The organism is Propylenella binzhouense, from assembly GCF_009866965.1.
In the GTDB taxonomy this organism is placed as follows: Bacteria; Pseudomonadota; Alphaproteobacteria; order Rhizobiales; family Afifellaceae; genus Propylenella; species Propylenella binzhouense.
Map to the genome: position 1 here is coordinate 25,914 of NZ_SPKJ01000004.1, position 14,047 is coordinate 39,960.

The following is a 14,047-nucleotide window of genomic DNA, read 5'->3' on the forward strand; positions in this document are numbered from 1 at the left end:
CATCCAGCACCTTTTTATGTCCTCCTGGCGGACCATGTAGGAATTGGCGCGTAGCCTTTTAGAATGGCCGGTCGGTCGGTTTCGGCAGACACCCCCAGCAATCGTCAAACGCCCAGATAGCCTCGAAGCTTCTCCGTGCTGGAGGCGATGTCGGCATTCATGATCCGATCCACGATCTTGCCGTCCTCGACGACGTAGTGCCGGTCGGCGACGGTGGATGCGAAACGGAAATTCTGCTCGACGAGAAGAATCGTATAACCCCTCTCCTTGAGCGTGTGGATGATCCCGCCGATCTGCTGGACGATGACGGGGGCGAGCCCCTCCGTGGGTTCGTCGAGCAAGAGAAACTTGACGCCCGTCCGCAAGATCCGGGCAATCGCGAGCATCTGCTGCTCACCGCCCGAAAGCTTCGTGCCCTGGCTGTTGCGCCGTTCCAGAAGAGCAGGAAACAGGACGTACACTTCCTGTGTGGAAAGACCCCCCTTTTTCAATACAGGGGGAAGTTCAAGGTTCTCCTGCACGTTGAGGCTCGAAAAGATTCCGCGTTCCTCCGGAACATATCCGATGCCCTCACGTGCGATATGGTGCGAGGGCATGCTGATCATCTCCTTGCCATTGAAGATGATTGACCCCTTGCGTGTGGGCAGCATGCCCATGATCGAACGCATCGTGGTCGACTTGCCGGCGCCGTTGCGTCCGAGAAGGGTGACGACTTCACCTTCCCGGATGTCAAAGCTCATACCGTGGAGGACGTGGCTCTCCCCGTACCAAGCGTTGAGATCGACGACCTTGAGCGCCAGTCGTCCGTCATGGACCGACCTGTCAACGATATCAGGCATGTCCGGACCCCATATAGGCGTCGACAACCTCCGGGTTGCTGGAAACCTCCAGATAGGATCCCTCCGCGAGGATCTGCCCGCGGGCGAGGACCGTGATCCGGTCCGACAGCTCCGAAACAACGGACAGATTGTGCTCGACCATCAGAATGGTCCGGTTCACGGCGACACGCTTTATGAGCGACGTGATGCGTTCAATGTCCTCGCGCCCCATTCCCGAGGTGGGTTCGTCCAGAAGAAGCACTTCAGGGTCGAGAGCGACCGTGGTCGCAAGTTCCAACGCGCGTTTGCGACCGTACGAAAGGCTGGCGGCCTGCGCCCCGGCGAATTCCGCCAGCCCCACCTCGTCAAGCAGTTGCATGGCGCGATCGTTGAGCCCATCCAGCGAGGTTTCGGAACGCCAGAAGAAGAACGCCGTGCCCAATGGGCGCTGTAGCGCCACACGGACGTTCTCCAAGACGGTCAGATGCGGAAACGTCGCGGAGATTTGGAACGAGCGAACCATCCCAAGCCGCGCGATGTCGGCCGGCTTCATTCTCGTGATGTCCTCGCCCTTGTAGAGGATCCTGCCCTCGCTTGGCTCCAGGAACTTGGTGATGAGATTGAAGCAGGTCGTCTTTCCGGCTCCGTTCGGACCGATAAGCGCATGGATGGCGCCACGCCTGATCCGGAGATCGACGCCGTTGACCGCGGTGAATCCCTTAAACGACTTGGTCAACCCAGATGTTTCTATAATATAGTCGCTCATTGCGTGATAAAATCCACAATAGAGGCAAACATTTGTGGGGGATGGTCTCCGCTTTCGCAGCGCAGACCATCACGATCACATCCGGCCCGTCTCCTCGCCACCAGATCTGGCCGATGGAGACGGCCCGGCTGGGGAGTCGATCAGAGCTTGCAGCCGCTCTCCTCGAACGACAGGAAGGCGTCCTTGGCGGGAATGGTGGCGATCACGTCGTAATAGTCCCAGGGCCCGGTGGATTCCTCCGGCTTCTTCACACGGACGAGATACATGTCGTGGAAGACGCGGCCGTTTTGCGGGATCCGGGCACCCTGGATCGTCAGATCGTCGACCGGCAATTCCTTCATCTTCGCTGCGACGGTCGGCCCGTCATCGGTTCCGGCCGCCTCGACCGCCCGAAGATAGTGGCGAACGCCGGAATAGACGCCAGCGTGCACCATGGTCGGCATACGGCCCATCTCCGCAGCGAACTTCTTGGCGAACTCCCGGCTTTTCTCGTCGCGGTCCCAGTAGAACGACGTCGACAAGAGCATGCCCTGGGCCGCCTCGAGGCCGATGCCGTGAATATCCGTGATGAACATCGCCAGACCGGCGAAGGAAACATCGCCCCCGGCCGTCAACCCGAACTCACGCCCCTGCTTGACGCTGTTGATGGTATCCGTACCGCCGTTCGCCAGTCCGATGATCTTGGCGCCAGACGCCTGAGCAGTCAGCAGATAGGACCCGAAATCGGACGATCCCATGGGATGGCGGGCGGCTCCGAGCACGCGGCCGCCCAGGTCGACGACGACCTTGCTGGTCTGCTCCTCCAGCGTATGCCCAAACGTGTAGTCGGACGTCAGGAAGAACCAGTCCTTTCCGCCTTGCTTGACGACCGCACTGGCGGTTGCCGCCGCTGCCGAATGCGTGTCGTAGCTCCACTTGAAGCCGGTCGGCGAGCAGGAGTCTCCATTGAGCCTGGTCGTGGCGGACGAAACGCTGATCGTAATCTTGCCGCGCTGCTTCGCGAGCTCCTGCACGGCCAGCGCCGCGCTGGAAAGCTGATTGTCGGCGATCATATCGACGCCGTCCGTGTCGAACCAGGAGCGCGCGATGCTTGTGGCCACGTCCGGCTTGTTCTGCATGTCGGCGGCGATGATCTCGACGGGCTTACCCAAGACCTTATTGCCAACTTCAGCCGCGGCAATTCGCGCCGCCACTTCCGATCCGACGCCGGCAAGATCCGACTGGAAGCTGGATCTGTCGTTCAGCACGCCGATCTTGACAACATCCCCCGAAATCCCCGGGGATTGCGCCGACGCACTCGTGGCTGCGGCAAGCGTCGCGGCCAATGCGGTGATGATTATGCGCATTCCAAGTCTCCTCCAGAACTCACCAATCTCCGAGACAGACGCTCCTCGGCGCCTCAGCGACACTCCCTCCTGAGACCTCCCCCGAGCGTCCGCCGGTGTCGATTGTGCAACTGTAGACAGTTCACGCACTGTGTCAATGCATATATAGAGGAGAGATCAGACAGGCGGCTGACCTAGGAGGGCTTGGGGCGAGGTTTGGACGTAGACTGCTGATTGACCCGATTTGCCCCGTGAACAAATCAGCTCTTCTGGGGGAAGAGCAGATGCGCATCTGGCACCAGAGTTACGCCGACCTGGTTCATGCCCCCCGCTCTACCTACAAACGCTGATCGATCGCGCAGAAGATGTGTCGGATCGGTCGACATTGCTGGCGCACGCTCGCTCCGCCTCCGGACTGAGACCCTGGAGCGAGTCTGCTTTTTCGGGTTCTCGTCGAGGAGTGGAACGATAAAGCCCGGGCATGGGGTTCAATCGACGCAAGCGCCGCCCGGGGACGATGAAAAAGTCAGGAACTGATCGATCACCTCCGGTTCGGGCTTCCGATAGTGCCACCGACGGCCGACGCCCAGTCCGGTTGTCCGCTTCAACTTCACCATCATTTCGGCGAATGCCACCGGGATACCGATACCGTCCATGACGACCGCGTCGTCCACACGAGTGATCGCCGCCGCTGAAACGAGTTCGGCCAGGATCCCTTCGGCCGGGATGATCGCGTCAGCGTGCTGCGTTACGGCGTGTCTGGCGATTGCAACAAATCGGTCCAGATATTCCTCGGACCCGGTGAGTAGCTTTATGATTTCCTGTTCATTGAGTTCCGGCTCCATCACCAGCATGGCGCCGACCCGGGATTGCAGGCGGTGCCTCTCGATGCTGTTCTTCAGGATCCACAGAAGCTGCTGGTTAAGCGTCACGATTCCGACCGTATGCGCCGAGGAGCAACCCACCAGCAACATCGCTTCGAGGCTCGATATCACCGGAATGTCGACCGCCGCCCGAAGCTCACGCAAGTAAGGCTCGATGTAGGTCCCGATGATGAACGCGTCGTAGCCCTCCCGTTCCGCGCGAACGGCGTTGCGCAGGAACGCGGGTGCGAGCGCGGCCTGGAAGATGGTGGGGTAGGAAAAGAGCTGGGAAGGCTGCTTGCCTTTCCAGGTGCCCGGGTCGACCCCGAAAACGTCGACCGTCGTCGCCGGATCGACAACACGCCCGATGTGGCGTTCCAGAGCGGTCCGGTATTGACTGGTGCCGGACATTTCTACGGCGGACTGATACCAGATTTTCAAGAGCGCCTCCCTCTTCAACGACTTCACCAATGCGGGAGGAGCTGATGTTCGCCGTCCGCACCTGTGTCAGTGCTTGTGCAATTCAGCCAGGATTTCGTCGAAGCTGGGTTCGATGCCGTCGACAATTTCGAACAAGATGGCGTCGAGCGCGGATTTCGATCCCAGACGCCTTTCAACGATCGCCCGGGTCGCCTTCCTATCCCGAAAGAAGACCGTCCTTGAAACATCGGAGGCGTCCGCGCGAATTGCTTCCTCGGATGTCCGGACCTCGACCGAACCGTCAAGGTAATCCATTCCCTCCACCGGCTTGATCGTTGTTTTCGCCACCAGTCCGAGCACGCGCTCATCGCTGATCAGCTGACCGTAATCGCCGTAGTCGAGATCGCCGTGCACGAGCAACGTCGCCACCGCGAAAGCGGTGCTCGTTATCATCTGTTCGGTGCGCTCGAACGGCCCGCGATACTGCGTTCCCGGATACTCGGCGAAGTGAGCGTTCATCCGGATCTCGACCGTCTCGATCTTCGAAAGTTCCGGTATCTTTCCCGTCAGCGCGGATGCCGCGACGACGGGAGCCATGTTGTCGCCCAGGGTGGGATAAGGCTTGAACCAGACGCCCTTGAGCGCGGCGATCTGCGGCGGCCTGCGCCAGGCTTCCGGCGTCTCGCCATCGGTGAAGCAGGTCAAGAACCCGCCCTTCCCCGTGAAGGGTTGCGGCGGCCCCTGCACGCCGGCCCGCGCCAACAGAGCTGCCATCGCCCCGCGCTGTGCCGCGAAGCCGTTCTGCAGGCGCCAGTCCTGCGCTCCCGAGCGCACCGGCTCCAGCGAGCCTCCGGCGGTGTCGACCGCCAGGGCGATCGCGTTTCGCGTCTGAAGGGGGTCGAGCCGCAACGTTGCGGCGCCCGCGGCCGCGGCGGCGATCGGCCCGAAGACCGCGCTCGCCCGAAAGCCTTTCTCCACCACCTGGCGGGCGACCTTCTCCTCGGCGCCCAGCCAGTTGAGGGTCGCGTAGCCCGCGACCAGGCCGCGCAGCGCCTGGCCGACCCCGAGCCCCTCCGCTTCGGCGAGACCGAACGCCGCCATGGGAACCAAAGACCCGGGATGCGCCCAGGCGGTCATGTCAGTGTCGTCCTGAAAGAAGGCATGGGTCGCCGTGGCGTTGACGAGAACCGCCTCGCTGACCGGAATGCGCTCTCCCGTCGTCCAGGTGCGCGCCAGACGATCTCCCCCGGCCTCCTTCGTCGTGAGCGACTCGACCGCCTTCACCACAGCATGGGGCGCGGCCTTCTTCGCCAGCGTCATCGCATCGACGACGAGATGAACCGCCTTCTCGAGCGCCTCCGCGTCAAGTTTCTTCGTTCCACAGTCCTGGAGGAAATCGACGAGGAATTCTTCCGGTGATTTCATGATCTTCCTCCTTCAGGCGGCCAGCATTTGATTCCGTCGCACCGTCCAGTGCTCACGCCCGTCCGGTGCGCGCCGCTTCGCGCCCGGCGAGCCGCCCGAAGACGGCCGATTTCCCGAGCGAAGTGCCGGTCATGTAAGCTTTTCCGTGGAAGCCGCCGGTCACCTCGCCCGCCGCGTAAAGGCCTTCTATGGGCTCCTCATAGACATCGATGACCCTCGCCTTCGCATCGATCCGCAAGCCGCAATAGGTCGCAAGAACGGCGACGGCCGAGGGGTAGGCGAAGAACGGCGGCTGATCGAGGGGAACAAGCGCTCCGACATGGTGACAAAGGCCGTCTCGGCCAAAGGCTTCGTCCCGCCCCGAGCGGGCGTCTTCATTGTATGAGGCGACCGTCGCGAGCAGGCCCTGCGGATCGATGCCACATTGCTCCGCGAGAGATTGAAGAGAATCCGCCTTGATCAAGAGCCCCCTGTTCAGGGCGGCCGCCGCATCGAAGAGACGCGCGGCGCCGATGGAGCCGTCAAAGATCTTCTTGTCGAATATCTGCCAGGTGACGGGGCTGTCTTGGCGCATCGCCGCATCGCCGATGAGCTTGTACGACACGGATTCGTCTGTGAAGCGCCGCCCTTCCCGGTTTACGATGATCGCGCCGCGATAGAAGATCAGAAGAATTTCCTGCCCGTTGTTGCACTCGGTGGCGTGAACGCCATAGGTTCCCTTGACCTCCCCCATGTCGTGAAGATCGGCGCCGTGCCGCCACGCCATCCTGAGGCCGTCGCCGACATTGCCGACGCCGCCGACGCGAAGCGCCCTCGCCTGCTGCGGCGCGAAAGTCTGCAGAAGCCTTTCGGACCGGGAGAACCCGCCGGTCGCGATCACGACGCCGCAGCGCGCTTCGACATCCTCAAGCCGCCCGCTTTCTTCGACCGTCACGCCCCGGATGCGCCCGTTCTCGCCCTCCCGGAGGAGATAGACGCCGGTCGTCCCGGTGCGGATCGTGACGTTTCCGTTCGCCTGCGCAAGTTCGTGCAGCGTCAGGATCAACTGTCCCGGATCGATGGAATGGCTGCGCGGCGCGGATTGTCCGGCCGCCAGCTCCACGCCTTCGAAGCGCAATCTCTTCGCGGTCAGCCATCCGAAAAGCGTCGTCTGTTCGGCCGCGTAGGTGCGCAGGAGATCCTCCTGCGCATGCGGGCCGCCGACGGATCTCAGGTCCTCGAGCAGGAGCTCGGGACTGTCGGAGACGCCTAGCTCACGTTGCAGGGCCGTATCGGCAAAAGCCATGAAGCCGCCGCTGAGAACGGTGCTTCCTCCCCCCTCGTCGCATTTCTCGGCGAGCAGGACGGTTGCGCCTTCCTCCGCCGCCGAGAGCGCAGCGCAATAACCGGCGAGGCCGCCTCCGAGGACGATTACGTCATAGTTGGACATGTCCGCACCGCCTCTCCGCGCTGGCGAATGGTCATCTGCTTTCGCTGAAAATCTCGCGGGTCGCCGTCCGGGCCGCGATCCAGCCCAATCCGAGTGCGTGCAGGAGGCCGCTTCCGGAGGAGTAGCCGATCCCCCCTTCCCGCCCGGAGATCCCGGCGACGGCTCCGCCGGCGGCGAACAGGTTGGGGATGCGCTCGCCCGAACGATCGAGAACCCGCCCTTCGGCGTCGGTCATCAGCCCGCCCTGCGTGCTGAGAAGAGCGGGGACAACGCGCGCATGCCAGAATGTCGGCTTCAGCGGCGCGACCCCGAACTCGGTTCGCCCGAAGGGGTCCGCGATTTCCCCGGATGCGGCGCGGTTATAGGTTTCGAAAGCCGCCCCCAACCGCCTCTCATCCACTTCGAGGGCCACGGCGAGCTCCCTGACGGAGCCTGCCGGCTTGACCGCGCCGTAATCGAGGATTTCCTTGAACCAGGGCTCCCGAGCGGCGATCTCGTAGATGGCTTGGTCGAAAATCGCCGTAACGGGCCCCTTCTGGGCTTTGACTGACGCTGCGAAGCCCGAGTAGCCGATCGCCTCGTCGCCGAAGCGATCGCCTTGCTCGTTGACGAGAATCCCGCCCTTTTCAATCGTGGTCCAGGACAGCAATTCCCCATGCGGGTGCAAAATGGCCGCATAGGCCTGGTAGCTTTTCATATTGCCCATTCGGGCGCCGAGCTCCTCGCCCCATCGGATCGCCTCGCCTTCGCTGCCCCGGGCGCCGACATACATCGCCTCCGCGATCTCGGGACAATGCCGCCGGACAAGATCGGACGCCTGCCCGAACCCGTTCACGCACAGGATCAGCTTCTTGAAGCCGATGCGCAGTTCCGCGCCGTCCGCGCTCCGCGTGACCGCGCCGACAACGATGCGGTTTTCGTCCTGCAGCAGGCTGACCACCGGACTCGACAGAGCAAGCGGGATGTCGCGCCTGCTCACCGCCGCCAGAAGATCGTTCGTCAGATCCTCGCCCTTCCGCGAGGAGGGAGCGTGAAGCCGCGGAACGGAATGCCCGACGTGCCGGTAGTCCGTGATTATGTCCAGACGGATCCCGGCGTCGTCGACAAGCCACTCCACCAGCTCCGCCGATCGATGAGCCAGCGCGTGAACAAGATGATCGGCGTCGTGAGAGCCGCTCAGGGCCAGCAGGTCCCGCTCGAACCTGGCGCCGTCGTCCTCGATGCCGGCGGCGCGCTGGAAGCGCGTCCCGGCCCCGGGAACAGAGCCGGTGCTGATGGCGGTGTTCCCGCCCGGCCGCGGCAGCTTTTCCGTGATTGCCACGCTCGCCCCGGCATCGTGCGCAAGGATGGCGGCCGCCAGCCCGGCGCCGCCGGCCCCGGCCACGAGCACGTCCACTTCCAGATCCCACTCCAGATTCGGCATGGTGCGTCCAACTTCCCGGTAAGGCGCCCGTGCGAACCGCGCGCCAAATGTCCAGCTTAACGGCGCGTGGCGGCGTCGATTCCGGCCAGCCTTCCGAAGACGAGTCCCTTGAGGACGGACGTGGCGCCAGTGTAGTTGCGGTAATAGACGCCGATCGTCTCGCCCGCGGCGTAGAGCCCGCCGATCGGCCGGCCGTCGCTATCGAGAACGCGCGCGTTCACGTCCACCTTCAAACCGCCGAACGTGAAGACGTTCGACGAAATGATCGGATAGGCGTGATACGGACCCTTGTCGATCGGCAGGGCCCAGTTCGACTTCGGGGGATTCAGGCCGCGGGTCGCCAGGCCGTCGAGTTCGAGCGGCTTGTACGTTCCCGGCTGGCAGGCGTCGTTGTAGGCCTTGACCGTCGATTCCAGGACGTCGGCCGGAACGCCGATCTTTTCGGCGAGCTCGCCGATCGCATTGCCGACGATCGGCGGCTGATCCGTGCGGATCGCAAGCTTGTAATTCGGAACGTCCATGTGCTTGGCATCGAGCACGACATAGGCGAGACCGTTGGTCTGCTCGTAGATGCGCCGGGTCACGCGCTCGTAATAGGCGTCGACCGTTCCGGGCGCCTCGTCCGTGAAGCGCCGACCCTCGCTGTTGACGAGGATGCCATAGGGAAAAATGAAGACGGAGGGCTCGGAGCCTGCCGCGCGGGGGTCGATTGGCTCGGCGTGATAGCTTGCAAAATCGCCCGCGGCCGCGGCCCCGATGTGGAGCGCCATCCTGATGCCCTCGCCGCGATTGAGATAGCCGCCGCGCGAGACCGGGCGCAAATTGATCGAGCGCGGCCCGAGATAATGGGCGAGCATCTCCGCGTTGCCTTCGAAACCCCCGCTGGCGAGAACGACCTTGCCGTTGAGAACGAGGCGACGGCCGTCCGAGCCGCGGGTGACGAGACCCACGACCTGGCCGTCCTCATCGAGTTCCAGCGATTGGGCGGTCGTCTCGTAGTAGAACGTCACGCCGCGACGCTCGGCCTGTTCGGCGAGTGCTTCCACCAATGCCTCGCCGCCTCCAACGGGGAGCAGGCGCGGCTGCGATTTGGTCAGGAACTGGGTGGGCAGGAAGTCGAACTTGACCCCGAATTGCTTGAGCCACGCAATCGTCGGCCCAGACTGCTCCGCGAAGGTCTGGATGAAGTCCGGGTCCGAAAGGCTGAGCGCCCTCGCCGCCGCCGAACGCTCCTCGGTCGGCCGGACCGTTTCGGTCAGAAGCTCGGGATCGAGATAGCCGCTGCAGTTTTCGGCGATGTGGCTCTCGAAATCATCCGAGACCTCCGATTCGCTCTTCATGCGCAGATAGGCTTCGGTATAGCGGCTTTGCCCGCCGCGCTCTTCGCGCGTCGTCCGCTCAATGATCGCGACACGCGCGCCTTTCTCGGCCGCGGCGACTGCTGCGGACAGTCCCGCCACGCCACATCCCGCAACAACGACGTCAAAGCTTACGCGGTTCAAGGCCTAATCTCCTCACCCATGAATTTCTGTGCGAGTGCCGCCGCCTTATCCGAAGTCGCAATGGCGGTAGCGACGTGGTTCGTCAGTCAGAAACTTGCGCTCGTCTTGACGCTTGCAAACATTGGAAGAATGTTTTCGATCGAGAACTTGTGCCATTCGGGGTTCGGAGAGGCGCACAGATCCTCCAGAACCGTGATCGCAAATCCCGCATCGTCGGCGGCCCGGACGGTGCTTTCCACGACAAGGTTGGTCACGACGCCGCCGACGACGATCGATTTGACGCCCCGGGCAAAGAGCCAGTTCATTAGTCCCGTGTTATGGAACGGATTCACGCATTGCTTGGTGACGATCAGCTCCGTCTCAAGCGGCTTGATGACATCGGGGAATTCGGTTCCCCAAGTCCCGACGATGGCCGCGTTGTTCGCCTTCAGCTTCTCGATCCGCGGCGCGACGCTCAGCGCGTCCGAATAGTCCGGGCGGAATCCCAGACGCACGAACACGACGGGGACGCCCTCCTTGCGAGCCTTTTCGAGCACGCGGGAAGCGTTCGCCAGAACACCACGCTCCTCGACGACCTTTGCGAGACCGCCGCTGCCGATCTTTCCCTTCGGATCGACCATTTCGTTCTGAAGATCGAGAAGAAGGAGCGCCGTATCCTTAGTCGTCATGAACATTAATTCCACTTTCGTTGGCAATTGTTGGTTCGCGGATGGTCAATCAGACCCGGGTCCGCCGTGTACCTCGAGAATTTCGCCGGTGATGAACCATGCTTCGTCGCTTGCGAGGAAAAGCGTCGCGGCCGCGACATCCTCCGGCATCCCCATTCGCCCCAGGGGGATCAGAGCTTTCGGCCCATCCGGAAACGTCTTCGTCATCGGCGTCGAAATCGGGCCGGGGGGCGACGGCGTTCACCGTAATCCTTGCGGACGCGAGTTCCCTCGCACGGAAAGACGTCATGATGTGCATGCCGGCCTTCGTTATCCCGTAAACGACGTTGCCGGCATGGTCCTGCTCCGAAGGAGCGATCCAGGGACGAACAGCATAGAATCCGCCTTCTCCACCCGGCTTTCGCGTCGGCTGCCCGCGGCCATCTCACTCGGCGACGGTGTAGCGCCTGTCCAGATCGTCGAAATAGTCCTTGCGCACCACCTTCTGCCGATCGGAGAACGACGCGATTCCCGGCGTCGTCTCATCGACCTGTCCCTCGGACTTGAGGTGCTCCAGCGCGGTCCGCATTCCGGCGACGGCTGATTGCAGGGCGACATTCGCGTAAAGAACCATGCCGATCCGCATCTTCTTCGCGTCCTCATGCGAAATCGTCGGCGTCTTTCCGCCGATGACCAGGTTGAGGACGTGAGGCATGTCCACATGCCCCACCACCTTCTCGATCTCTTCCCGGCTTTCGGGAGCCTCCACGAAGACGACGTCCGCTCCTTCCCGGGCGAAAAGTTCGGCGCGCAGCAGCGCCTCATCGAGACCGACGGCCGCGCGCGCGTCGGTGCGGGCGATGATCTGGAAATCGGGGTCCGATCGCGCCTCGACGGCCGCGCGAACACGTGCGACGGCTTCCGCGCGGGATACAACCGCCTTGTCGGCGAAGTGACCGCATTTCTTCGGCATGATCTGATCTTCGAGCTGCACGCCGTTCGCCCCCGCCTGCTCGAGCGCGCGGACCGTGTAGTGAACGTTCAGCGCGCTGCCGAAGCCGGTGTCGGCGTCGACGATCAGGGGAAGGTCGACGACGCGGCGGATGGCGGCCGTGTGCTGCACGAGGTCCGTCAAGCCGATGAAGCCGAGATCCGGCATGCCCAGAAAGGTGTTCGAGATCCCCGCGCCGGTGAGATAGAGCGCCTCGAAACCGAGATCTTCGGTCAATCGGGCGGCCAGCGCGTTGGCCACCCCGGGGACGATGAGCGCACGCCGCTCCTGAAGGTTGGACTTGAGCTTTCGGTTCAGTGTCGTCTGCATGAGATCTCGGTGGCCACAAGGAGGACGCTTGGTTGTCTGGACTTAGAGGGGCCGATTTCGTGAGCCAGAAACTCCGATCCATAAATCAGTTCGGACAGGCTAGATTGTAGACAGATGACATGTCAAGAGTGAACAATCAGACACCGCCAGCGCAGATTCCTACCGGTCCGGATCCTATCCGCAGGCGCTGAAGGAGCTGGCGCATCCGGCCGGGGAGAAGGCGTCGGCGATGGGTCCGATGGATGCCCAGCGGGCCTCGACGGGGCGCTCTGCCGCTCGTCGGAGCAGCGAGTTGAGCTTGGCGAACGCGTTCTCGATCGGGTTGAAGCCGGGGCTGTAGGGCGGCAGGAAGAGCAGGCTCGCGCCGGCGGCCTTGTTCAGCGCGCGTCCGCGGCCCCTTGTGGCTGGAGAGCTTGTCCATGACGACCACGTCGCCGGGGCGCACCCCGGGGACGGGCACCTTTCCGACCTGGGCCTCGAAGGCGCCGCGGTTGCTCGGCCCGCCGAGGACGAAGGGCGCATCATGCCGCGCAGGGTCAGCGCGCCGACGCAGGTCGTCTTCTTCCAGTGGCCGTGGGGCATGCCGGCAAGAAGCCGCTCGACGCGCCGGCCGCGCCCGTGCGTGCGGGCCATGTCGGTCTTGGCCCAGGTCTCGTCGATGAACACCAGCCGCTCGGGATCGGCATCGATCGAGCCGTCAACCGCAATAATTACGGATTTTATCGTGACTGTCGTAGTGACAGCGCCTGGATATAAGGGTCTTCGTTCACATCGACGTAGAATTACTGCAAAAACGGATGCGATAGATCGTTCGTGCACAGTCTGATCGGCGCCCCCGCGAGAAACGCCGCTACATTCTCGACGATCTGGGGGAAGAAGAGGTTGTAGGTCTCCTCGGTCACATAGCCGAGATGAGGGGTCAGCAGAACGTTGTCGAGGGAGCGATAAGGATGGTCGAGCGCGATAGGTTCATGTTCGAAGACGTCGAGGCCCGCTCCCGCAATGCGCCGCTCCTGCAAGGCCTCTATCAAAGCGGTCTCCTGGACGATAGGGCCGCGGGAGGTGTTGATGAGAATGGCGCTCGGCTTCATCCTTCCGAGCATGCGGTCATCAATCAGGTTGCGGGTCCGGTCGCTGAGAATCAGATGTATGCTGATTACGTCCGCCTCGGCCATCAGAGTTTCGAGCGGAACGAGCGTCGCGCCGGCCTCGGCTGCCTGCTGCTGCGTCATGTGCTTGCTCCACGACAGGACGTTCATGCCGAACGCATAACCGTAACCGGCCACCGTCCGACCGATATTGCCGAGCCCGAGCACGCCGAGAGTCAAACCTCGCAGATCCCTTCCGATCGTCGTCTGCCATTTTCCTTGAAGGAGCGCATTGTGCTCCCGCGTGATGTTTCGCGTCAGGTCCAGGATCAGCCCCCAGGCCAGTTCCGCCGTGGCCGCGTAGCCTGAGCCGTTGTCGGTGCCGGAAACGATGACGCCGTAATCCGCGGCAGCGCTCAAATCTATCGAGAAATTGACTTCACCGGTCGTGGCCAAAAATTTCAGATTCGGCAATTGCTCAAAAACACTGCGGGGAAAGGCAACCCTTTCACGCATGGCGCAAATGATCTCATAATCCTTGAGACTTTGGATCATCTGTTGCTGGTTCTGAAACGGTTCGGTGAAAACGTCTATCGTGGTTTGACGTGCGACGTCCGACCAATCGGCGAATGTCAGCGCGACGTTCTGATAGTCGCTCAGGATAGCAAGCCTCATTCTGTCCTCCGAGGGCTTAAGGACGCACAGAGCCGTTCGGTGAGCATCAGAGCCGCCGAGCAATCCGGCAACATGCCTACAGTATGCAGTAGGACGATTCAAAATGAAAATCGAGGTGGAATGCTCCCGTTTTTTGGCCGGGTCCGGCCATGGAAAGGGCCGGAACAAGAGCAATCGTCCGCCTTGCGCAACGGACCCGGAGCCACTATCCCCGTGCGCTCGAGCGCAGCGGCGAGAGCCCGGTGAGGACCGCCGCGCAGCAGCTCGAGGGGAAAGGCCCGGGGTGACCCAGCCCCCTCATTGCCCTCGCTCATAAGGAGAGTCTGTTCTCATTCTGGTCCGTTC

The 14,047-nt window shown here is 62.6% G+C and carries 13 protein-coding genes and 1 pseudogene; 1 reads left to right on the plus strand and 13 read right to left on the minus strand.

Translation table 11 applies throughout. The features are described from left to right. Positions 1-104: 104 nt before the first annotated feature. The 13 genes and pseudogenes from E4O86_RS02285 to E4O86_RS02345 form a co-directional block, all read right to left on the minus strand. Entirely contained in the window at positions 105-839 is a 735-nt protein-coding gene (locus E4O86_RS02285; RefSeq protein ID WP_161138903.1) for an ABC transporter ATP-binding protein, read from the minus strand. Next, complete coding sequence (locus tag E4O86_RS02290; protein ID WP_161138904.1) at positions 832-1,584, minus strand: ABC transporter ATP-binding protein; 753 nt, start codon at positions 1,582-1,584, stop codon at positions 832-834. The genes E4O86_RS02285 and E4O86_RS02290 overlap by 8 nt, the downstream gene beginning before the upstream one ends. A 140-nt stretch (positions 1,585-1,724) precedes the next feature. Further along, positions 1,725-2,930 carry an ABC transporter substrate-binding protein gene (locus E4O86_RS02295; protein WP_161138905.1) on the minus strand — a complete coding sequence of 402 codons (1,206 nt, stop codon included), beginning with the start codon at positions 2,928-2,930 and terminating at the stop codon, positions 1,725-1,727. A 467-nt stretch (positions 2,931-3,397) separates the two neighbouring features. Continuing rightward, positions 3,398-4,213 (minus strand): aspartate/glutamate racemase family protein, encoded by an 816-nt coding sequence (locus E4O86_RS02300; protein WP_161138906.1) that lies wholly within the window; start codon positions 4,211-4,213, stop codon positions 3,398-3,400. A 66-nt stretch (positions 4,214-4,279) separates the two neighbouring features. Further along, positions 4,280-5,617, minus strand: a complete 1,338-nt coding sequence (locus E4O86_RS02305) for an MmgE/PrpD family protein (RefSeq protein WP_161138907.1) — start codon at positions 5,615-5,617, stop codon at positions 4,280-4,282. A 52-nt stretch (positions 5,618-5,669) separates the two neighbouring features. Further along, complete coding sequence (locus E4O86_RS02310; protein ID WP_161138908.1) at positions 5,670-7,046, minus strand: FAD-dependent oxidoreductase; 1,377 nt, start codon at positions 7,044-7,046, stop codon at positions 5,670-5,672. A gap of 31 nt (positions 7,047-7,077) precedes the next feature. After that, positions 7,078-8,469 carry an FAD-dependent oxidoreductase gene (locus E4O86_RS02315; protein ID WP_161138909.1) on the minus strand — a complete coding sequence of 464 codons (1,392 nt, stop codon included), beginning with the start codon at positions 8,467-8,469 and terminating at the stop codon, positions 7,078-7,080. A gap of 56 nt (positions 8,470-8,525) precedes the next feature. Continuing rightward, the gene (locus E4O86_RS02320) at positions 8,526-9,971 is read right to left on the minus strand and encodes an FAD-dependent oxidoreductase (RefSeq protein WP_161138910.1); all 1,446 of its coding nucleotides are present in this window, start codon (positions 9,969-9,971) and stop codon (positions 8,526-8,528) included. An 86-nt stretch (positions 9,972-10,057) separates the two neighbouring features. Beyond that, positions 10,058-10,639, minus strand: coding sequence for a cysteine hydrolase family protein (locus tag E4O86_RS02325; RefSeq protein WP_161138911.1), 582 nt, complete (start codon positions 10,637-10,639; stop codon positions 10,058-10,060). Between the two features lie 45 nt (positions 10,640-10,684). Further along, positions 10,685-10,858, minus strand: coding sequence for an SDR family oxidoreductase (locus tag E4O86_RS23415; protein ID WP_425500105.1), 174 nt, complete (start codon positions 10,856-10,858; stop codon positions 10,685-10,687). A gap of 205 nt (positions 10,859-11,063) precedes the next feature. Next, on the minus strand, positions 11,064-11,939 hold the full coding sequence (locus E4O86_RS02335; RefSeq protein ID WP_161138912.1) for an isocitrate lyase/PEP mutase family protein: 876 nt from the start codon (positions 11,937-11,939) through the stop codon (positions 11,064-11,066). Positions 11,940-12,113: 174 nt separating this feature from the next. Further along, positions 12,114-12,638, minus strand: a pseudogene (locus E4O86_RS02340) (transposase); the annotation flags it as partial. A gap of 83 nt (positions 12,639-12,721) precedes the next feature. Next, positions 12,722-13,702, minus strand: a complete 981-nt coding sequence (locus E4O86_RS02345) for a D-2-hydroxyacid dehydrogenase family protein (protein ID WP_161138914.1) — start codon at positions 13,700-13,702, stop codon at positions 12,722-12,724. 149 nt (positions 13,703-13,851) lie between these two features. On the opposite strand from E4O86_RS02345, the gene E4O86_RS24005 reads away from it, so the two are divergent. Continuing rightward, the gene (locus E4O86_RS24005) at positions 13,852-13,989 is read left to right on the plus strand and encodes a DUF6118 family protein (RefSeq protein WP_425500103.1); all 138 of its coding nucleotides are present in this window, start codon (positions 13,852-13,854) and stop codon (positions 13,987-13,989) included. Positions 13,990-14,047 lie beyond the last annotated feature (58 nt).